Here is a 20,259-nt window from a genome sequence, read left to right as displayed (position 1 = left end):
GGATCAGAACGGGATGTCGTCGCCGCCGAAGTCGTCGGGCGGAAGATCGTCGGGCGGCGCGTCCTGGCCGCCGCCGCCTCCACCACCGCCGCCGCGGCCTCCACCGCCGCCGCCGTAGCCGCCGCCACCACGACCACCACCGCCGCCGCCGTAGCCGCCGCCACCACCGCCGTAGCCGCCGCCACCGCCGCCGCCGCCGCCGCCGTAGCCGCCGCCTTCACCGCCCTCGCCGCGCTGGCCGCCGCCGAGGAGCAGGATCTGGGTCGCGACGATCTCGGTCGTGCTGCGCTTGCCGCCGTCCTTGTCCTCCCAGTTGCGCGTCTGGAGGCGCCCTTCGACGTAGATCGTCCGGCCCTTGTGCAGGATCTTGTTGAGGGCCTCGGCGCGGTTCCCCCACACGATCACCGTGTGCCACTCGGTCCGCTCCTGGCGCTCGCCGGCCTTGTTGCCGTAGCGCTCGGTCGTCGCGAGCCGCAGACGCAGGACGGCCTGCCCCCCTTGCGTGTACTTCAGCTCGGGATCCAGCCCGAGATTGCCGATCAACAGAACCTTGTTCAGGCCTTCCGATGCCATCTTCCGCTCACTCTCTATTCAGGCCGGCACCCTCGCCGACCGGGCCTCTCGGTTTGCTACGACGCGCGCGGCGACTGCTCCTGGTGCAGCAGCACGGCGAGCTCACGGACGATCGCGTCGTGGCGCGACTGACGATACTGCGGGCCGATCTCGCCGCGCTCGAGATCACGCTCGAGCTGCGCCGCTTCCTCGAGGAGCTCCTGCTTGCGCCGTTCGCGGCTCTCCTTCGCCACGCGGTCCGGTGAGCCTCCGCGCGCGGCGCCGTATGCACCGCCGAGCGCGATCAGCACCGCGACCGCCACCGCGATCCAACGCAGCGGGCCCGGCCCCGGGATGTTGGTGAACCGCAGCGTGAACGACTCGAAGGGCGCATCGCCCGGACGACGCTGCACCTCGGTGCCGAAGAGCGGGCGCCCCGAGTCCTCGAACGACTGCACCTCGGGCAGGTTCTCGGCCTCGAGCTCCATCCCCGGCGGCGCGTCGGTGATCACGCGATAGATGTACGTGCGGAACGGGACCGGGAATTCGACCGCCATGTCGCGCCCGGTGATCGGCAGGTCGTACGCCCACGTGAGCGTCACGCGGCCGGGCGGGAGCGAGCCCTGGATGCGCATGCCGAAGTCGGCGATCTGCTCGACGCGCTGATCGGTCATGACCGGCTGCGTCTGGAACGCCGTGAAGCCCTCGGGCAGGCGGACGCGCAGGCCCCCCTCGGGGAAGACGTAGGTCTGCGGCGTCTGGCTCATGTTCGCGAGCTGCGCCTGCTGGATGACGTGCAGGCGCTCGTCGCGGACCTCGACGAAGGTCTGTCCGATCAGCTGCAGCAAGGTGCGGTCGTCGTGCGTGACCGGCAGACGCACGACGCGCACGTCGTAGCCGCGATCGGTCGGCAGCTGGAACGGCGTCGAGCTGTAGGTCGCGCCCTCGAAGGGCACGTTCACGCGATAGGCCTGCGACGTTCCGGTCGGTAGATCGCCCCAACGGTGCGTGCCGTCGGCCGCGGTCAGCGCGGAGACGCGGTCGCGATCGCCGCCCTGCTGCATCGTGCCGAGGAGCACGGTCGCGCCTTCGATCGGGCGGCCGTCGACGTCGCTCACGATGACGCGGATCGTGCCCGGCGGGACCGCGGCGGACGGCGTCGCGTTCGCGACCGGCGGCGCGTCGAACGGCGTGCGACCACCGCCACCGCCGTGGCCCGCCGCGACCGGCGGATGGCCGGGCATCGTCTCGCCCGATGCACCGGCGCCGTGCGCCGGCTCTTCCTGCGCGAGCACGGGGCTCGCGATCGCGAGGATCAGGAGCGCGAGCAGCGTGCGCTTCATTCGTCGCGCTCCGTGGTCTCGGTCTTCTTCTCGGTGGGCGAGCCCTCGTCGCCCTGCGCGCGCAGCTGGTTCTCGACGGCCTGCTTCAAGAACGCGGCGACCTTCTCGCGCTTCTCGTCACTGAGGCCTTCGAGCACGTCCTCGACGCCGACGATCTCACCGCCGCGCACTGCCTCGATCTTCTCGTCCACCGTCGGCTCGCGCGGCGGCTCGGCCGCGCTCGCCTCGATGTTGCGCGCCGCCTTCTTCGCCTTCGTGGTCGGTCGCGTCGCGGTCGCGGGATTGCCGACGTGCTGCGCGATCAGGGTCTCGGCCTGCTCGTAGAGCGGCTTCACGTCGCGATCGAGCTGCACCAGCACCTGCTTGGCGCGCGCGCGGTACGCGGCGTCGAGACGCTGGTAGTCGGCGTCGCTCGTCTTGCCGACGGCGTGCTCGTACTCGAGGTCCTTGATCGCGCGGAGCAGCGCGTTCTTCTCCTCGACGAGCGCCGCGTGATCCGGGAGGTCGCGCGCGGTGTCGATCACGAGCGCGCGACCGCCGCCGAACGCCACGCGCAGGCTGCTCCAGATCGCCGCGAGCGCCGCGATCAGCGCGACCGACGAGAGCGCGAAGAAGAGCGCGGGGAACGAGATCATCGTCACGGCTCCTCGAAGCGGCGCAGCTCGTCCTCGAGCCTCGCGTCGTACTCCGCGCCCGTCGCGCCCGAAGTCGCCTCGGTGGGCTGGGCCGCGACGCCGCCGCGACCGCGCCAGCGACGACCGATCACGAAGAGCCCGCCGAGCGCGGCGAGGATGATCGCGACCGGCACCGCCCAGAGCGCACGGTCGAGCCCGCTGTCGCTCGGCACCGCGATCGCGCGCGCGCCGAAGCGCTCGCGATAGTCGCTCTGGATCTGCACGATCGTCGCGCCTGCCGCGAGCTGCTGCCGCAGCTCGCTGCGCATGTTCTCGGCCCAGCCGCAGCCGCACGTCGAGAGCGGAAGTCGCTGGCAGTCACCACACTCGCAGAGCAGTCGCTCGAAGAGCTGACGCTCGGTGGGATCGTGGATCTCGACCGTGCCCGCGTGCAGCGTGCTCGAGCTGTCGGCCTGCGCGTGCGCGTGGCCGGGCACCAGCACCGCCGCGCCTCCGAGCGTCGCCGCGAGCAGCATCGCCGCCGTCGCCGCCGCCGCGCGCGGAGCGCGCGAGCGCTCCTCGCTCTCGCCGAGGATCTCCTTGATCGTCGGGAACGCCGCGACGAACGTGCCGAACAGCAGCATCGCGCCGCCGAACCAGATCCACCACACGAACGGCCGCACGATCACGCGCAGCGTCGCGCGCGAGGTCTCGGGATCGATGGTGCTGAGGATCACGTACATGTCGTCGAGCGGCGTGGTGCGGATCGCCACCTCGCTCGTCGGCATCTCGGGGTGCGAGCGGTAGACGAACTTGCCGGGCGTGAGCGTCGCGAGCTCGCGGCCGTTCGCGTCGAGCGCGGTCACGTCGCCGAACACCATGCGCTTGTTGAGGTCGACCTCTTCGCGCCAGCCGTCGTAGCGGAACGTGTACCCGCGCACTTCCATCGTGCCGCCGGGGCGCAGCGCGGCCTCGCGCTCCACGTCGTACGCGGCGCCGGTGAACCCGACGTACGCGAGCACGATCCCGAGGTGCACGAGGTAGCCGCCATAACGACGGCGCGCGCGTGCGACGAGCTGCAGGAGCGCGACCGGCGCGCTCTCCTTCGCGTTGCGCATGCGCATCGCGGTGCCGCGCGCGAACTCCTGCACGATCGCGACGAGCACCCACGTCGAGAGCGTGGTCGCAGCGAGCGGCGAGATCGCGCCGATCTGCGCGAGCGCATCGCCCGTCGCGGTCTCGTAGATCGAGGAGCTGTCGACCAGCGGCGGGAAGCCGAGCGCGCTGCCCGCGAGGATGTGCACGAGCATCACGAGCACCGCGAACGCGCTCGGCCACATGAACGCCTGGATCAGGTTCTTGCCGGTCGCCTTGCGCCACGCGATCAGCGGACCGACGCCCATCAGGAAGAGGAGCATCAGCCCGAGCGGGACCATCCAGCGGTTGTAGTAGGCAGGCCCGACCGTGACGGTCTGATCGCGGAGCGTCTCGCTGATCAGCGGGAACGTCGTCGCGATCAGCACGAACAAGAGCATCCCGGTGAGGATCCAGTTGTTCAGCACGAACGCGAACTCGCGCGAGAGCAGCGACTCGATCGATCCACCCGCGCGCCCTCGCAGCGTCGGCTTCGCGAGCGCGATGCGCGCCTTCTCGATCGCCCAGCAGTACGCGAGCAGCACCGGCGCGATCAGCACCACGAAGCCCGCGAGCGCCCAGTACTGCGAGAAGATCCCGAGCAGCACCGCGAGCACCGCGCCCACCGCCGTGCCCACCAGGAAGTCGTCGCGCGTCAGGTAGCGCGAGCGCAGCTCCGGCAGTCGCCACGCGATCAGCGTGACGATGAAGAGCGCGAGCGCGGCCATGTACCAGACGAAGTAGATGCCGATCTCGCTGCGCGCGAAGCTGTGCACGCTCGCGATGAGCCCCGAGCGCGTGAGGAACGTGCCGAAGATCGTGAAGAAGAACGTCCCCATCAGCAGCGAGACGTTCCAGACCTTCAGCATCCCGCGGCGCTCCTGGATCATCACGGAGTGCAGGTACGCGGTGCCGAGGAGCCACGGCATGAACGACGCGTTCTCGACGGGATCCCAGGCCCAGTAGCCGCCCCAGCCGAGCTCCTCGTAGCTCCAGAACATGCCGAGCAGGTTGCCGAGCGAGAGGAACGCGAACGCGAGGAGCACCCAGCGGCGCGCCATCAGGATCCACTCGTCGCCGAGGCGCCCGGTCATCAGCGCGGCGACGACGATGCCAAACGGCACGGCCCACCCGGTGAGGCCCATGTAGAGGGCCGGCGGGTGGATCGCCATCCAGTAGTTCTGGAGCAGCGGGTTGAGCCCCTCGCCGTCCGCCGGGGCCGGCCCGTACGTCGTGGCGAACGGGTTCGCGGCGAAGAGCATCAGCACCGCGAAGAACGCGAAGATGCTCGAGAGCGTCGCGTACACCCACGGCTGGAGCTCGAGGTAACGCCGTTTCACCCACGCCGTGAACGCGAGCGAGTACCCGCCGAGCAGGAACGCCCACCACAGCAGTGAGCCGTCCTGCCCGCCCCAGAGCGCCGTCCACAGATAGCCCGCGGACATCGAGCGATCGCTGTATCGCGCGACGTAGCGGATGCGGAAGTCGTGCGACTGGAACGCGTAGGCGAGCAGGAACACGGCTGCGGCGACGAACGCGATGGTCGCGAACATGCCGAAGCGCGATGCCTGCACGAGCTGGGGGCGCCCTCGCGCGGCCGCGAGAGAGATCGCGAACGTGTAGGAAGACGCGATCAGGATCGCGCACACCAGCACGTTGCCGAGCAACGGAACGTCGACGGGCGGCATGGGTTCGGCGAGCCTAGAGCCCCCGGCACCCTGGGGCAATCAGAGCCGCGGAATCACTCGGTGGGGCCGGGCGCCCCGTTCTCGATCCAGGCGCGCACGATCGCGGCGTCGGCGCTCGGCATGGTCACGCCCTGAGGCATCAGCTGACCGAAGTCACCGGGCGTGGTGCCGCGGCAGGTCGTGCCGGGATCGAAGGTCCAGCCCGCTTCCGGCGTGAAGTCGATGTCCGGACCGTCGTGGGGTCCCGCCATCTTCACGTAGATCCAGCTGTTCTCGGGATCGTTCGGCTCCACGAGGTCCATCGCGTCGTACTGACACGCGGGCTGGTTCACGAGGATCTCGTCGTACGACTGGCCCGCGCGCTCCGCCGCCTCGAAGTTGAGGCCGCCCGCGCCGTCGCCGGCGCCGCCGTGGCAGGACGCGAACGAGCACGCGCGATCGAAGATCGGCGCGACGCTCTCGTAGGTGCCCTGAGGCGCCATCGGAGCGTCGACCGGTGTGCGCGCATCCGCGCTGCCGGCATCGTCGGGGGTCGATCCATCGTCGTCGCCGCCGCACGCCGCGAGGATCATCGAGAGCGAGAGCATCAGCGAGGAGAGTCGAGCGAAGCGCATGGCGGCGGAGCATAAACGAAGAGGCCCGATGCGCGCTGCGCACCGGGCCTCTCCTCGTTCACGATCGACGATCAGTTCGTCTCTTCGAACTCCGCGTCGATCACGTCGCCTTCCTTCTTCTTGCCGCCCTTCGCGCCGCCGGCCTCGGGGCCCGCGCCGCCGCCGCCCGGCGCACCACCCGGCGCGCCCGCGCCGCCGTACGCCGCCTGCGCGAGCTCGGCCATCGCCTTCTCGAGATCCTCGGTGCCCGTCTTGATCGCGTCGTGGTCTTCCTTCTCGACCGCGCTGCGCAGCGTCTTCACCTTGGCCTCGATGCCCGCGATCTTGTCCGCCGGCAGCTTGTCCTTCACGTCGCCGAGGGCCTTCTCCACCGCGTAGCAGAGCTGGTCGGCCTTGTTGCGCGCCTCGATCTGCTCGCGGCGCTTCGCGTCCTCCTGCTCGTGCGCCTTCGCGTCGTCGACCATGCGGCTGATCTCCTGATCACTCAGGCCGCTGTTCGCGGTGATCGTGATCTTCTGATCCTTGCCGGTGGCCTGATCCTTCGCGGTGACGCTGAGGATGCCGTTCGCGTCGATGTCGAACGTGACCTCGATCTTCGGCACGCCGCGCGGCGCGGGCATGATGCCCTCGAGGTGGAAGCGACCGAGCGTGCGGTTGTACCGCGCCTCGGCGCGCTCGCCCTGGAGCACGTGGATCTCGACCTTGCTCTGGCTGTCCTCGGCGGTCGAGAACACCTCGCTCTTGCGGGTCGGGATCGTCGTGTTGCGCGTGATGAGCGGAGTCATCACGCCGCCGAGCGTCTCGACGCCGAGCGAGAGCGGCGTGACGTCGAGGAGGACCATGTCCTTCACCTCGCCGCTGAGCACGCCCGCCTGCACCGCGGCACCGATCGCGACGACCTCGTCGGGATTGACGCCCTTGTGCGGCTCCTTGCCGAAGAACTTCTTCACGCGCTCCTGCACGAGCGGGATGCGCGTCGAGCCACCGACCAGCACGACCTCGTCGATGTCGCCCGCGCTCTTGCCGGCGTCGCTGAGCGCCTTCTTCGAGGCGTCGAACGTGCGCTCGACGAGATCCTCGATCATCGACTCGAGCTTCGCCCGAGTCAGCTTGATGTTCATGTGCTTCGGGCCGGTCGCGTCGGCCGTCAGGAAGGGCAGATTGATCGTCGTCTCGAGCTTGCTCGAGAGCTCGATCTTCGCCTTCTCCGCGCCGTCCTTGAGGCGCTGCAGGACCATCTTGTCCTTGCTGACGTCGATGCCGGTGTCCTTCTTGAACTCGGCGATCAGGTAATCGATGATCCGGTTGTCGACGTCGTCGCCACCGAGGTGCGTGTCGCCGTTCGTGCTGATGACCTGCACGACGTTGTCGCCGACCTCGAGGATCGAGATGTCGAACGTGCCGCCGCCGAAGTCGTAGACGGCGATGACTTCTTCCTTCTTCTTGTCGAGGCCGTACGCGAGCGCCGCCGCGGTGGGCTCGTTGACGATGCGCTTGACCTCGAGACCCGCGATCTTGCCGGCGTCCTTCGTCGCCTGACGCTGGCTGTCGTTGAAGTACGCGGGGACCGTGATGACCGCCTCGGTCACCGGCTCGCCGAGGTAGTTCTCCGCGGCCTTCTTCAGCTTGCGCAGCACGTGCGCGCTGACCTCGGGCGGCGAGACCTCCTTGCCCGCGACCTTGAACGCGACGTCGCCGTTGGCGCGGCGAACCACGTGATAGGGGACGCGCTTGGTCTCGTCCTGGATCTCGTCGAACCGGCGCCCGATGAAGCGCTTGGCCGAGTAGATGGTCCCCTCGGGGTTCGTGATCGACTGGCGCTTGGCGATCTGGCCGACCAGGACCTCGCCCTGGTCGTCCCACGCGACCACGCTCGGAGTGAGGCGGTCGCCCTCCTCGTTGACGATGACCTTGGGCTCCTTGCCCTCCATGATCGCCACGACGGAGTTGGTCGTGCCCAGGTCGATGCCGATGATCCTGCCCATGTTCGTTCTGCTCCGGTCGATTCGGAAATAGATAGGGCCTCGCGGCACGATTCCTCGAAGAGAGGGAAGGCCCGGGAGCCCGACGACCGCGCGAAGCTAACCACATGACCTATCCGGTCAAGGCTGCTGGGAATCGCGCTTGCTCTCAGGCCCGAGCGCGCCCGATCTCCCCGCTCGCGATCCCGTCGCGGAGGCGCTTCATCTCCGAGGTCTCGGCGAGGACGATGAGGGTCGAGCCCGCATCGAGGCGGTGCTCCGGGGCCGGGTTGTACTCGTAGCGCCCGTCCTCGCTGCGCACCGCGATCACGAGGACCTTCGATTTGCGGCGGATCTCGGTCTGCCGGAGCTCGCAGCCGACGATCGCCGAGCCCTCCGGGATCGAGACCTCCTCGATGCGGAGGTTCTTCTTGGGATCGCGGAGCATGAGATCGAGGAATTCGACCACCTTCGGGCGGATCGCCTCGGAAGCGAGACGCATGCCGCCGATCTGGGTCGGCGAGACGACGGCCTTCGCGCCCGCGCGCATCAGCTTCGCGCGCGCGCTCACCTCGACGGCCTTGGCGACGATCCGGAGCTTCGGGTTGAGCGAGGACGCGGTGACCGTGACGAAGAGGTTGTCCTTGTCCTCGTGGAGCGCGGCGACGAGACCGACCGCGCGCTCGATGCCCGCGGCGTTGAGCGTCTCGTCGTCGCTCGCATCGCCGACGATGTAGAGGAAGCGGTCGGTGCCGAAGCGCTCGGCGAGCTCGAGGAGGCGCAGCTCGTTGGTGTCGATCACGCAGAACGCCTGGTGCGACGAGAGGAACTCCTCGATGACGTGGATGCCCGTCGTGCCCGCGCCGCAGACGATGTAGTGGTCCTTCAGCTGGTTGAGCTTCGACGTCATGCGGTTCCTGCGCAGCGCGCCCTGGAGATCGCCTTCGACGATCAGCGCGGTGAGCGCCGAGATGAAGTAGAGGAGCGTGCCCGAGCCGAGCACGATGAGGCCAATCGTCCAGATGCGCGCGTAGGGGACGTTGTTGAAGCCATCGAGCGTCTCGCCGTACCCGACGGTCGAGAGCGTGATGATCGTGAAGTAGACGCAGTCGCCCCAGCCCCAGCGCTCGTGGCCGATCGCGTGATAGCCGCTGGCGCCGACGATCACGACGACGACGAGCCAGGCGCTCGCGTAGAGCAGACGGCCTCGGAGCACCGCGCTCTGGTCGGACCCGTTCAAGCGAGCGGATGATGCCGCTTGACCCCGATCGCGGGAAGGGGGATGCAGGCTCGCAGGTGAGCGAGCACGAACGCACCGACCAGGCGACGAGCGCAGGGCGCGGCGTGCTGTGGACCATGACCGCGAAGGCGGTGTTCATCGCGAGCGGGTTCGGCGTGCAGCTCGTGCTGCCGCGGGTGCTCGGCGATCCCGAGCAGTGGGGGCGCTACTCGACGGTCGCGACGATCACCGCGATCGTGACCAACACGCTGGTCGCGGCGACGGTGCAGACGGTCAGCAAGCGCACCAGCGACGACGAGGCGCTCGCCGATCGCACCCAACGCGAAGGGCTGCTCGTCGGGCTCGTGATGGCGGTCGTGCTCGGCGGTGGGTTCGCGGCGGCGGCGCCCTGGCTCGCCTCGGGATGGCAGCGCGACGCGACGCTCGCGCCGCTGCTGATGACGTCGTCGATCGTGATCGCGAGCTACGCGATGTACTCGGCGTTGATCGGCGCGATCAACGGGCGGCGTCGCTTCTCCGCGCAGGCGAGCTTCGACATGGGGTTCGCGATCCTGCGCGCCGCGTGCATCGTGGGCGGTGCCGCGCTCGGCGCAGCCGCGGGCGCGGTCGGTGGGTTCGCGAGCGCAGCGGTGATCATCCTGATCGTCGCGCTCGTCGTGATCGGCACCGGGCGCGGGCCGGCGCGGCCCGAGGTGCGCGCGTGGCTCGCGTTCTTCGTGCCGATCGCGATCTACCAGGCCGCGCTCAACGGCGTGCTGCAGCTCGATCAGCCGCTGCTCCGCGCCAACCTCGCGGCCGCCGCGATCGCGCGCGGGATGACGAGCGACGAGGCGAACACGATCGCGTCGAGCTGGGCGGGGTTCTATCGCAACGCGCAGACGTTCGCGTTCGTGCCCTATCAGCTCATCCTCGCGGTGACGTTCGTGGTCTTCCCCACGGTCGCGCGCGCGACGAGCAGTGGTGACGCCGACGCGACGCGGCGCGCGATCCGGGGCGCGATGCGCTTCTCGCTCGTCGTGCTGCTCGCGATGGCGACCCCGATCGCCGGTGCATCGGACGGCGTGATGCGCGTCGCGTACTCCGAGGCGTACCTCGCGGGTGCGCCCGCGCTCGCGCTGCTCTCGCCAGGGCTCGTCCCGTTCTCGCTCTTCGCGATCGGCGCCGCGATCCTCGCCGGCGCGGGGCACGCGCGGACCACCGCGGGCATCGCCATCGGCGCGCTGGTGCTCGTCGTGGTGCTCAACACGATCGCGGTGCGCGGCGCGCCCGACGCGGAGAGCGCGATCGTCGCGGCCGCCCTCGCGACCAGCGCGGCATCGGCGCTCGCGTTGGTCGGCGTGGGCATGACGATCCACCGCCGCTTCGGCGCGTTCGTCGCACCGCTCACCGCCGTTCGCGCGCTGATCGCCGGCGCGTGCGGGTACGGCGTCGCGTACGTCGTGCCGCACCAGAGCGCGCTCGGCGCGCTCGCGGCGTGCGTGCTCGGTGCGCTCGCGTACGTCGTCGCGCTGGTCGTGGTGCGCGAGATCGGCGCCGAGGATCTCGCGCTCGTGAAGCGCGTGATCGCGCGGCGTCAGCGGACGTAGTCGCCGCTCTTGCCGCCGTGCTTCTCTTGCAGGGCGATCTGCTCGATCGTCATCCCGCGATCGATCGCCTTGAGCATGTCGTAGAGCGTCAGCGCCGCGATGCTCACCGCGGTCAGCGCCTCCATCTCCACGCCGGTGCGATCCTTCGCGCGCGCCGTCGCGCGCACGTGCACCACGCGCTCGTCGTGCGCGTCGAGCTCGAAGTGCACCTCGACGCTCGTCAGCGCGATCGCGTGGCACAGCGGGATCAGCTCGGGCGTGCGCTTGGCCGCCTGGATCCCCGCGATGCGCGCGGTGGCGAGCACGTCGCCCTTGGGGACGTCCCCCGAGACGAGCCGCGCGCGCGTCTCGGGCTGCATCCGCAGAAGCGCGGACGCGACCGCCGTTCGGGCGGTCGCGTCCTTGGCGCCGACGTCGACCATTCGTGCGCGCCCCTGCTCGTCGAGATGAGTGAGCTCGTCGCTCATCTCGCGAGCGTAGCGCGTAGCGGCCAGCTGGAGTGCTCGCTCGCGCAGGGCCCGCACGGAAGCGTGCGGAGCACGCGGACGGGAGGGCCCTGAGCGAGCGAGCCGATGTTGGACGCCGGCTCAGCTGGGGCGCGACGCGGAGATCGCGTTGCGCGTCCCGGTCACGCGCGCGAGGAGCTCGACACGGCTGTGCACGCCGAGCTTCGCGAAGATGCGCTTCAGGTACGTGTTGACGGTCGCGACCGTGAGGCCCGTGCTCTGCGCGATCTCGCGCGTCGAGTGACCCGAGACGAGACGCCCGACGACGTCGCGCTCGCGCGGCGTCAGCGGGGTGCTCGCGAGGAGCGCCTGGATGTCGATCTCGCGCGACCCGTTGGACGCGCCGTTCCCCATCTTGCGCGAGTACGCGATGCCGCGGGCCAGAAGGCGCCCACCCCACCGCGCGATTCGCTGCACGTCCTCGTTCCGACCCCCGTCGGCGAACCAGAGCTGCAGCGTTCCGATCTCACTCTTTCCGTGTCGCAGCGGGACCGCGAGCGCTTCGCCTCGATGCTCGGCGCCATTGCTCCCGTTGCCCTCCGCCTCGGCGCCTTCGAGCACCATGCGGTGCGCGGACGCGCCGGCGAGCTGCGCGACGATCGCGGCAGCTCGGGCGGGGTATGTCGCAGAAGGCTCGATCTCGAACAGCTCCTCTGCGAGCTCCAGATGACGAATCGTGACCACGTACGCCTCCCCCCGGGCACTGGTGCCCACTCCGCTCCGTTGGTCCCCCCCGGGACCGTGATGGAGCGTCGCGGAGCCCTCGGCCCGCGACGACCTATCTCAGCCCCGAGAGGGGTGAGCGTCAAGGGTTGGCGGTCGATTGATCTGGATTTTTTTGCTCTTCGATTGCGCCCTGATCAGATGTCTTCACCCGGCAGCGTGGCGAGATCGCCCTCCGGGGCGGTTCCCTCGAGCTCCTCGACGAAGCGTCTCGAGAAGGCGAGCACACCGTCATCACCTTCGAGCGGGCGCTTGCCGCCCACCGATTCCTCCTGCCACCGAGCGCGGTCGCGCGACTGCAGCGCGCGCATCGCGATCGCGACCACGCGAGGGTCGGAATCCTTCGACAGCGCCTCGACTTGCTTCACGCAGCCGTGGTTCGCGAGGTGCGCGAGGGTGAGGACGTAGCGCTCCTCGGGGGCCTTCGGATCGTGGAGCTTCTGGGAGAGGGTCCGGAAGCTGGCGTTCCCGAAGCTGCCGTACACCCGCGCGACCTCGCGCCACACGTCCGTGCTCTCCGACGTCAGCAGATGGAGAAGGGGGACCACGGCGCGCCGCAGCTTGAGATGACCGAGCGCGAGCGCGAACGCCTGGCGCGCGAACGTCTTCCGGGAGGTGAGCCCGTCGATGAGGGCGTCACCGGCCTCGTCGCCGAGCTTCGTCATGCGGGGCACCACCCGGACGACCTCGGCGCGCGGCATCTTGCGGACGGCCTTGCAGATGGCCTCCGCGAGCTCGGGGTCGCCCCGCTCGGCGAGCGCGATCGCCGCGACCCGGCGATGGCGGGGGTGCTCGAGCAGCATCACGAGCTCGGGGTTGCCCATCGCCGCGATGCGCGCCGGGTCGAGCGCGCCGCCGGGCATGCTCCCGGTCTGCTCGCCGCGCACCTCGCGGATGGCGCGCCACGCGAGGTCGTGGGCCTCGGGATCGAGCGCGACCTCGGCGTCGGCCGCCGCCGCGAGCAGGCGCTCCCAGTTCGACGCGACGGCCTCGTCGTCGAGCCCGCCGCGATCGGGGAGCGCGAGGGTGCGCCGGAACGCCGCGATCTGCTTGCTCACCAGCGCGCCCGCGTCGTCGGCGAGGCCCGCACCGAGCGCACGATCGCCGAGGCTCGGAGGCAGCGCGAGGCCGTGCTCCACCGCGCGCTCGAGCACGCGCACGAACGTCGCGTCGATGGTGTCGCGCGGCACCGAGAGCACGAGCAGCGCGTGGTCCATCTTCTCCGGCGAGGCCCAGTCGGCGAGCTCGTCGAGCGCGCGCGCGGTCTGGGCGGCGGTGTCGAGGCGACCCTTCTCGTCCTCCGCGGCGAACGGGCTCGCGCCGGTGATCGGCGGCGGCGCGGCGAGCACGCGCTCGATCGTGGTGGCGACGTCGAGCGCCCCGTCGGCGCGGAGGCGCGAGACGCGATCGAGGGTGCGCGCGACGTTGAGCTCGCGCGGCCCGGCGACGCGCCCGACCCGCAGGAACTGGTTGCCCTCGCCGAACAACACGAGGCGCGCCTCGAAGCGGCGGCGCAGCGATTCGAGCATGCGGCGGCCGTCGGGCGCGCGGGGATCGATCGCGGTGCGGCGCACGAACGGGCGCGCGCCGGTGGGATCGACCAGCGCGAGCACGACGACCGGACAGCCCTCGAGCACCACGAGCTGCACCAGCAGATCGGCCTCGCCCTCGAGCGCATCGCTGCGATCGCCCAGCGCGACGTGGAGCTCGAGCCCGTCGGCGAGCAACGCGACCATCTCGGCCTGATCGCCGAGCCCGGGCGCCGCGGCGACGCCGGTCGAGACCCCCGTGACCTCGTCGGCCGCGTCGAGCTCGGCGGCTTCGTCGGCGAGGGGCGCGTCGCTCTGCGGCGCCGCCTCGATGTCGTCGTCGTCGACCTCTTCCTCGACGTCGTCGTCGTCGACGAGCTCCTCGACCGCGTCGTCGGTGAGCGAGATGCGCTCCTCGCTCGTGGTGCTGCCGAGGCCGGTGCCGGGGCTGGTGCGGATCGGCTCGAGATCGTCGAGCTCCTCGACGTCGTCGTCGACCGACGCCACGTCGCCCTCCGCGACCGGCTCGACCACCGGCGAGCGCATCGCCGGCACCATCGACGCCGCGGCGAGGCCCAGCCCGAGCGAGGGCGGCGGCGGGCGCGACGAGCGGGTGCGCGGACGCTCGGTGGGCGCCGTGAGCGTCACCGGCATCGGCTCGGGCGGTGGGCCCTGGGTGATCAGCGCGCGCTCGCGCTCGACGATCGACTCGAGGCGCTGATCGAGCTCGTGCTCGCGCATCGCGAGATCGCGGCGCGTGGCGTCGAGCTCCTCGGCGCGGCGCGCGAGCTCGGCCTCGCGACGGGCGTGCTCGTCGCCGCGCATCGTGAGCTCGTCCTCGCGTCGCGTGACGTCCTCGGCGCGCTCGCGGATCCGCTGCTCGCGCTGGGTGAGCGCCTCCGCGCGCTCGGCGATCGCCTCCTCGAGCGACATGAGGTCCTGCTGCGCCGCGCCGATCTCCTTGCGCTTGCTGACCAGCTCTTCCTCTTCGGCGGCGCGCTGCGAGGCGGCGCTCGGGCGCGCGAGGTACTCCGCGAGCTCCGCGATACCGACCACCACCGTCGCCTCCGCGACGTACGCCGGCACCGGCGCGCTCGCGTCCTCGGCGACCGCGCTCAGGAAGCGCGCGCGCTCGCGCAGCTGCTCGTGGCGCAGCGCCTCGGGCAGGACGATCGCGAGCTTCCGCGCCGCGGGATCGTGGAGCACGAAGGGCACCGCGAGCTCGACGCCCTCGAAGCGATGGAGCGCCCCTGCGAGCACGCGCTCGCGCAATTGCGGATCGCTCGCGACGTTCACCGCGCGGTGCACCGTCAACGTGCGCAGCGCCCCGCCAGTCAGCGGCAGGTGCACGCTCTCGACGCGCGTCGCACCCGCACGGCCCTGGTACGGCGCCTCGCTCGTCGGCTCCGCCATGCCCTTCGCATCCCACGCGGCCATCGGGTCCCCTCTCGCTTCCGAGGAATCGGCGGTGTCGATCGGTATCACACCTCGTCTCGCGGGGGCTATGCTGCGCCGCCATGCAGGACGACACGCCCGAGACGATTCGCACGTTGGCCGAGGGCTGCGTGCGCTTCGTGAAGCAGGCGCTCGGCATCGAGCTCGACGGCACGCCGGAGACCCTGCCGATCCTCGACCACTACCTCGAGCTCGCGCGCGACGACGACGCGCGAGGCCGCGACGAGGTGCTCGGGCTGGTCGCGACCTCGGCCGGCGCGTACTTCGGCGAGGTGATCCGGAGCCAGCAGCCCGCCGCGCGCTGGCACGTCGGCGACATCGCGGACGCGTCGACGTGGCGCCTCGAGCTCGAGCACGTGTTCCTGGCGTTCAACCCGATCGGGATCGCGCGGGAGGCGATCACCCAGGAGACCGAGGAGGGCTGGAACGCCCACCTCGAGGTGCTCCAGCAGGATCGCTCGGTGCTCGAGCAGTCGCTGGAGCGCGTGGGGGCGGTCGAGGACGAGGACTACTGGCGCCTGGCGGTGCGGTGGGAGGTCGTCGACCAAGCGATCGCGGTGCTCGAGGGCGCGGCCCAGGCGCGCAACGAGGCGGGGCGGCGCTGGACGCCGGAGATCTACGCGCGGGCGCTCGACGAGCGCCCGCCGACCCACGACGCGAGCTAGGAACGGCGCGCGGAGACGTTCTGGCGCCCAGAACGACGCCGCGCGACTCCGCGGAGCCGTCCCGGCGCCCAGAACGACGCCGCGCGAGCGCGCGGAGACGTTCCGATGCCCCAGAACGACGCCGCGCAGCTCCGCGGAGACGTTCCGGCGCCCAGAACGACGCCGCGCGACTTCGCGGAGCCGTCCCGGCGGCCAGAACGACGCCGCGCAACTCCGCGGAGACGTCGCGACGCGCCCGAACGCCGCCGCGCGTTCTCGCGGGGCGCTCCTAGAGCTCGTCGTCGCGGCTGCGGCGCGCGCCGAGCACGGTGCGCCCCGGCACCACGACGACGCGCGGCCGGATGACCACTGCGCCCAGCGGACGGAGCGCCGCGATGCGGTACGCGCCGGGACGCAGCCCCACGAAGAGCCCGCTGGCGCCCGCGTCGACCCACCCGAGCGCGACGCCCTCGGCGGTGACGACCACGCGCGCCTCGCTCTCGTTGACGAAGTCGAGCCCCTCCGCGGGCGCGCCGGGATCGCGCTCCGGCAGATCGCGCGGCGGACGATCCATCGGGGGCACGCGCGAGAGCGCCGCCGGCTCGAGGAACGCGCGGCTGCGCGTGATCGGCACCGGAGGCGGGGGATCGGACTCGTCGGCGCGCAGCGCGCGGCGGGGCAGCTCGACCGGCACGTCGGCGGTTCGCTCGGCGCGCCAGAACCCGACGCGGAACGCCATCGGCGCGCGCCCGTCGCAGCGTCGCATCACGTTCTCGCGGAGATCGCCCGACCACTCCGCGAGCAGCGCGCAGATGAGCCCGCCGGGGATCTCGCGCTCGGTGTGCGCGGGATCGCGACGCACCGAGAGCGGCGGACCGGTGCGGCGCGGGCCGCCTTCGAACCACTCGGCGAGCGCCGCGGGCGGGAGCGAGCGACCGCCTTCGCGATCGAACACGTACGAGCCCGGGCTGTCGCCGCGCACCCGCACCTCGGAGCCCGCCTCGACCGGCCATCCCGGCCCGACGAAGCGCGCGCGCAGGCGCTCCGCCGACACGTCGATGAAGAGCTCGGCGGCCGGGATCGCGAGGTCGGATCGATCCGCGCCCAGCGTCTCCGGCACCACGAGCGTGACGCGATAGACGTAACGGCGCGCGTCCACCGGCTCGTCGCTCGCGTACTCGCTGTCGGGCGCGGGCGCGCGCTGGATCAGCCGGGGCGCGGGGCCGATCGCGGCCTGGGCGGCCTCGGCCGCGGTGGGCTCGGCGATCGGCGGAGGCGCGGGCTCGGCGGCGAGCGCTTCGGGCGGGAGCTCCTCGACGGTCGTGCCGCTCGGCGGACGCGGGCTCGGCGCGCTGGCGCGCCGCGGCGGCGCGCTCGAGCTCTCGCAGCCGATCGCGAGCGCCAGCAGCGCGATCAGGGCAGCGTGCCGGAGGCGCGGGTCCATCCGTCCGGAACACCCGGGCTGCTCGCGGCGACGCCGGCGCCGATGCCGACTCCACCCGCGACCAGCACCACGCCGACTGCGGTCCAGAACCACCACTGCTCCCAGAGCTCCGGCGAGCGCTCGTGCGGGCCGCCCGGCCCGTCGTCGTCCTCCGGTGCCGCGATCGCGCCCCCGAGGTCGACCCCGCGATAGAGGTCGATCGCCATCTGGCGCGCGGTGACCATCCCGGCTTCGTCGTGGGTGATCGTGCCCTCGCGCGTCGCGAGCAGGAAGCGCGTGCGGATGTCGTAGAGCCAGACCTGCACGTGCATCTCGTGATCGCCGATCGGCCGCACCACGCCGACGATCACCTGGGCCGCGCCGAGCGTGTTGCCGAGGCTGCGGAGGTTGGCGCCCGCGCGCTCCTCGCCGAGCTCGCCGCGCAGCACGCGCTGGAACTCCTGCGACGCGACGAGCTGCGCGCGCTCGTTGGGCGCGAGGTCGTAGCGCACCCGCGACTCGTTGCCCTCGAGGGTCGCGCGCCGGATCACGCGCTCGTACCCGAGGTGCTTGATCGTGACGTAGTGATCGCCGCGCAGCAGGCCGTCGACGCGCACCGGAGACGGCCCGTAGCTGCGCCCGTCGACGTAGATCTCGGCGCCCGCGGGGTCGGTCTCGACCACCAGCGTCCCGCGCGGCCCGGCGAGGGTGCGAGCGCGGGCGCGATCGAACGCTTCCTGGGCGCCCGGCGGGTAGCGCGACGCGTCGTACTCCTGTCCTTCGCGGAACACGAGCACGCGCGCGAAGCCCTCCTCGCACTCGCGCGCCCGGCGCATCTGACAGCGCGCCGCGGCCGCGAGCATGTGCGCGTCGACGAGCTGCTCGCGCCGCACCGCCTCGAGCCGCTGCTCGAAGAGCTCGACGATGCGATCGGCGCGCTCGGCGGCGTCGCGCGCGTCGCCGTTCCTCACCTGATCGGCGAGCGGCTCGAGCTCTTCGATCGCGAACTGCACGTCCTCGTCGAACGGCGTCGGAGAGAGCACGTCGACGGGGTGCACGAAGCGCACGCCGCCGACCTCGCTCAGCCCGCGGCGCAGGCCGATCGACACCGTCGCGCCCTGCCCCGCGGTCGCGCCACCCTCGAGCAGCATCACCGCGGTCGCGGTCACGCTCTCGGCGGAGTCGCCCTCCTCGCCCTCCTGCGCGTGCGCCCGACCAGCGAGCCCCAGCGCGATGGCGAGCACCGCTCCGATCGCGAGACGACCGACCATCCTCAGAACTCGAGCACCACGTAGCCCTGGGGGTCGTTGCCGAGCCCGGGCCCCTGGTCCGATGCCGCCACGCCGATCGCGATGCTCGCGCCGACCACCACGGCGGCGCCGCCCACGATCGCCCAGAACCACCACTGCTCGAACACCGAGGGCTCGGAGGGCGGCGGAGTCGTCACCGGCGGCGGCTCGTCACCACGCGCCGGGATGCGCTCGGCGTCCGACTGCTGGCGCGCCGTGAGCGCCGCCTGCAGCGCGCCCGACACCAGCTGATCGACCCCGCGCTCGAGATCGCCCACGCCGGTCGGCACGGTGCCCGCGCCGCGCACCAGCCGCCGCCCGCTCGCGACGTCGAACACCAGCAGCTCGAGCGCCGCGCGATCGTCGGAGTCCCCGGGCGAGACGCGGATCACGCCGATGCGCTCCACGTCGAGGCGCTGCGCGATCTCGCGGATCGCTCCGTCGGTCTGGAGCGACGCGACGTCGTCCTGGGGCACGCGCGCGAGCACGTCGGAGAGCCCCGCGGTGCGGTCGTCGTCGACGAGGTACGCGCTGGTCGACTCGGTCCCGCGGGGGCGCACTGTGATCGACTGCACGTAGGGCGTCGCGCCGGCGCGGGTGACCCGCACGATGTGCTCGCCGCCGAGCAGCCCGCCGACGTCGATCGGGGTCACGCCGCGCGCGAGGAAGTCGACGTACGCGATCGCGCCCGGGGGGTCGCTCTCGATGCGGATCGTCGACGCGGGATTCGCGCCGTCGCGCGGCTGCGCAGCTTCGAAGCGCGCGATCACGTCGGGGTTGAACAGGTTCGGATCGGGCCGGACGTGCGGCATCTGCACGTGCAGTCGCCCGAACACGCGCGCGGCGTCGCGCGCCCGCCCCTCGAACGCGAGCGAGGCGCCGAGGAAGAGCAGCGCCTCGCCGAGATCGTGGGGATCTTCGACCGCGGCGGCCGCGGCGTCGAAGTCGGAGACCGCGCCCGTGAGCTGCTCGATCGCCTGGGGAAGCTCGAGGTTCAGGTACGCCTGACGGCCCGCGTCGAGGCGCTGGCGCGCGCGGGCGAGGACCTCGAGCGCCGACTCGTCGTAGCCGAGGAACAGGCGGTCGGCGTGGCGCCAATCGACGCCCTCGATGCCGCGCAGGGTCGCGCGCGCTGCCGCGCCGGCGCGCTGCGCCACCGCGTCGAGCCCTTCGCTCATCGCGACCGAGATCACGTAGACGCGGCGCTCTTCGGTCGCGGTGCGGGCGGTCGGCTGTGCCTCGGGCGGTGCAGCCTCGGGCGGTGCTGCCTCGGGCTCGGCGGCGGGCGGTGCGGCCTCGTCCTCGGCCTGCTCGGGCGGCATCTCGATGCGCCGCGGGAGCGTCGGCCCGCCCTCGTCCTCGTCCTGCGCGTGCGCCGGAAGCGCGCTCGCGAGCGCGAGCAGCATCACCGCCGCGCCGACTGGACCTCGCGGAAGCCAACGGAGAGCCACGATCGATCGACGAGCCCGCAGCACGCCCTCAACGACCACGCGCGAGATCCCTCTGCATCGCAGCGAGCGTCGGATCCTCTTCCAACGCAGCGCGCAGCATCGCTTCGAGCTCGGCGCGGCGTGCAGGCGGGAGCGACGCCGCGGCACCGCCCATCGCGCGCTCGACGAGGCGATCGATCGCCTGGCTCGCGTCGATGCGCCCGCTGCGCACTTCCTCCGCCAGCGCCTTGAGCGCGTCGGCGCGCGCCCCGGTCGCCGCGCTCTTCGCGCCGCCCGCCTTCTCCAGCTCCGCACGGAAGGCATCGGACGCGCCCTCGGCGCTCGTCGCGCCGCCCACATCCGTCGGGGCACCGGACGTGGGGCCCGTGCCGGGAGGCTTGATCGCGCTGCTCATCGCCGACCTCCGCGCAGAGTAATCAAACGTCGTGCGCGCTCGCAAGCGCGCCGAGCCCCACGTTCCTGTCGTGCCGTCATCGTCTCCTCCAGCAGGCCACGTCCGGAGGGCGG

At 71.8% G+C, this 20,259-nt stretch carries 16 protein-coding genes; 2 read left to right on the top strand and 14 right to left on the bottom strand.

What is annotated here, in order from left to right; translation table 11 throughout:
* Positions 1-3 precede the first annotated feature (3 nt).
* From I5071_RS39190 to I5071_RS39160, 7 genes are all read right to left on the bottom strand, one after another.
* On the bottom strand, positions 4-573 hold the full coding sequence (locus I5071_RS39190) for a single-stranded DNA-binding protein (protein ID WP_236518506.1): 570 nt from the start codon (positions 571-573) through the stop codon (positions 4-6).
* Positions 574-629: 56 nt separating this feature from the next.
* Complete coding sequence (locus tag I5071_RS39185) at positions 630-1,895, bottom strand: carboxypeptidase-like regulatory domain-containing protein (RefSeq protein WP_236518505.1); 1,266 nt, start codon at positions 1,893-1,895, stop codon at positions 630-632.
* Entirely contained in the window at positions 1,892-2,530 is a 639-nt protein-coding gene (locus I5071_RS39180; protein WP_236518504.1) for a hypothetical protein, read from the bottom strand. The genes I5071_RS39185 and I5071_RS39180 overlap by 4 nt, the downstream gene beginning before the upstream one ends.
* 2 nt (positions 2,531-2,532) lie before the next feature.
* On the bottom strand, positions 2,533-5,331 hold the full coding sequence (locus tag I5071_RS39175; protein WP_236518503.1) for a cytochrome c-type biogenesis CcmF C-terminal domain-containing protein: 2,799 nt from the start codon (positions 5,329-5,331) through the stop codon (positions 2,533-2,535).
* Positions 5,332-5,384: 53 nt separating this feature from the next.
* The gene (locus tag I5071_RS39170; RefSeq protein ID WP_236518502.1) at positions 5,385-5,945 is read right to left on the bottom strand and encodes a hypothetical protein; all 561 of its coding nucleotides are present in this window, start codon (positions 5,943-5,945) and stop codon (positions 5,385-5,387) included.
* A 71-nt stretch (positions 5,946-6,016) separates the two neighbouring features.
* On the bottom strand, positions 6,017-7,930 hold the full coding sequence (gene dnaK / locus I5071_RS39165) for a molecular chaperone DnaK (RefSeq protein WP_236518501.1): 1,914 nt from the start codon (positions 7,928-7,930) through the stop codon (positions 6,017-6,019).
* A gap of 145 nt (positions 7,931-8,075) precedes the next feature.
* Positions 8,076-9,146 (bottom strand): potassium channel family protein, encoded by a 1,071-nt coding sequence (locus I5071_RS39160; protein ID WP_236518500.1) that lies wholly within the window; start codon positions 9,144-9,146, stop codon positions 8,076-8,078.
* Between the two features lie 56 nt (positions 9,147-9,202).
* Here I5071_RS39160 and I5071_RS39155 point away from each other — a divergent pair, with 56 nt between their 5' ends.
* Positions 9,203-10,732 (top strand): lipopolysaccharide biosynthesis protein, encoded by a 1,530-nt coding sequence (locus tag I5071_RS39155; RefSeq protein ID WP_236518499.1) that lies wholly within the window; start codon positions 9,203-9,205, stop codon positions 10,730-10,732.
* Here I5071_RS39155 and moaC read toward each other — a convergent pair.
* From moaC to I5071_RS39140, 3 genes are all read right to left on the bottom strand, one after another.
* Complete coding sequence (gene moaC, locus I5071_RS39150; protein WP_236518498.1) at positions 10,720-11,199, bottom strand: cyclic pyranopterin monophosphate synthase MoaC; 480 nt, start codon at positions 11,197-11,199, stop codon at positions 10,720-10,722. The two genes, I5071_RS39155 and moaC, sit on opposite strands and share 13 nt — an antisense overlap.
* A 120-nt stretch (positions 11,200-11,319) precedes the next feature.
* A complete protein-coding gene (locus tag I5071_RS39145) occupies positions 11,320-11,922 on the bottom strand; it encodes a helix-turn-helix transcriptional regulator (RefSeq protein WP_236518497.1) in 603 nt (200 codons plus the stop codon).
* 176 nt (positions 11,923-12,098) lie between these two features.
* Positions 12,099-14,927: a hypothetical protein gene (locus I5071_RS39140; protein ID WP_236518496.1), complete on the bottom strand. Its 2,829-nt coding sequence runs from the start codon at positions 14,925-14,927 to the stop codon at positions 12,099-12,101.
* An 80-nt stretch (positions 14,928-15,007) separates the two neighbouring features.
* Between I5071_RS39140 and I5071_RS39135 the strand changes: the two genes are divergently transcribed.
* The gene (locus I5071_RS39135; protein ID WP_236518495.1) at positions 15,008-15,610 is read left to right on the top strand and encodes a DUF6278 family protein; all 603 of its coding nucleotides are present in this window, start codon (positions 15,008-15,010) and stop codon (positions 15,608-15,610) included.
* A 268-nt stretch (positions 15,611-15,878) separates the two neighbouring features.
* Here the strand turns inward: I5071_RS39135 and I5071_RS39130 are convergent, their stop codons facing one another.
* The 4 genes from I5071_RS39130 to I5071_RS39115 are packed head-to-tail and all read right to left on the bottom strand — an operon-like array spanning position 15,879 to position 20,146.
* A complete protein-coding gene (locus I5071_RS39130; protein ID WP_236518494.1) occupies positions 15,879-17,033 on the bottom strand; it encodes a hypothetical protein in 1,155 nt (384 codons plus the stop codon).
* Positions 17,003-18,283 (bottom strand): PEGA domain-containing protein, encoded by a 1,281-nt coding sequence (locus I5071_RS39125; protein ID WP_236518493.1) that lies wholly within the window; start codon positions 18,281-18,283, stop codon positions 17,003-17,005. Before I5071_RS39125 ends, I5071_RS39130 begins: the two co-directional genes overlap by 31 nt.
* 2 nt (positions 18,284-18,285) lie before the next feature.
* Positions 18,286-19,752 (bottom strand): PEGA domain-containing protein, encoded by a 1,467-nt coding sequence (locus tag I5071_RS39120; protein ID WP_236518492.1) that lies wholly within the window; start codon positions 19,750-19,752, stop codon positions 18,286-18,288.
* Between the two features lie 28 nt (positions 19,753-19,780).
* Entirely contained in the window at positions 19,781-20,146 is a 366-nt protein-coding gene (locus I5071_RS39115; protein WP_236518491.1) for a hypothetical protein, read from the bottom strand.
* Positions 20,147-20,259 lie beyond the last annotated feature (113 nt).

Source organism: Sandaracinus amylolyticus (genome assembly GCF_021631985.1).
GTDB lineage: Bacteria > Myxococcota_A > Polyangia > Polyangiales > Sandaracinaceae > Sandaracinus > Sandaracinus amylolyticus_A.
This window is presented reverse-complemented; position numbering and strand designations above follow the sequence as displayed.

What these genes read in the sequence shown, in the direction of transcription:
- I5071_RS39140 (WP_236518496.1), bottom strand. Translation starts at nt 14,927, where the DNA reads ATGGCCGCGTGGGATGCGAAGGGCATGGCGGAGCCGACGAGCGAGGCG.
- I5071_RS39175 (WP_236518503.1), bottom strand. Translation starts at nt 5,331, where the DNA reads ATGCCGCCCGTCGACGTTCCGTTGCTCGGCAACGTGCTGGTGTGCGCG.
- I5071_RS39135 (WP_236518495.1), top strand. Translation starts at nt 15,008, where the DNA reads ATGCAGGACGACACGCCCGAGACGATTCGCACGTTGGCCGAGGGCTGC.
- moaC (WP_236518498.1), bottom strand. Translation starts at nt 11,199, where the DNA reads ATGAGCGACGAGCTCACTCATCTCGACGAGCAGGGGCGCGCACGAATG.
- I5071_RS39190 (WP_236518506.1), bottom strand. Translation starts at nt 573, where the DNA reads ATGGCATCGGAAGGCCTGAACAAGGTTCTGTTGATCGGCAATCTCGGG.
- I5071_RS39125 (WP_236518493.1), bottom strand. Translation starts at nt 18,283, where the DNA reads ATGGTCGGTCGTCTCGCGATCGGAGCGGTGCTCGCCATCGCGCTGGGG.
- dnaK (WP_236518501.1), bottom strand. Translation starts at nt 7,930, where the DNA reads ATGGGCAGGATCATCGGCATCGACCTGGGCACGACCAACTCCGTCGTG.
- I5071_RS39115 (WP_236518491.1), bottom strand. Translation starts at nt 20,146, where the DNA reads ATGAGCAGCGCGATCAAGCCTCCCGGCACGGGCCCCACGTCCGGTGCC.
- I5071_RS39170 (WP_236518502.1), bottom strand. Translation starts at nt 5,945, where the DNA reads ATGCGCTTCGCTCGACTCTCCTCGCTGATGCTCTCGCTCTCGATGATC.
- I5071_RS39130 (WP_236518494.1), bottom strand. Translation starts at nt 17,033, where the DNA reads ATGGACCCGCGCCTCCGGCACGCTGCCCTGATCGCGCTGCTGGCGCTC.
- I5071_RS39185 (WP_236518505.1), bottom strand. Translation starts at nt 1,895, where the DNA reads ATGAAGCGCACGCTGCTCGCGCTCCTGATCCTCGCGATCGCGAGCCCC.
- I5071_RS39180 (WP_236518504.1), bottom strand. Translation starts at nt 2,530, where the DNA reads ATGATCTCGTTCCCCGCGCTCTTCTTCGCGCTCTCGTCGGTCGCGCTG.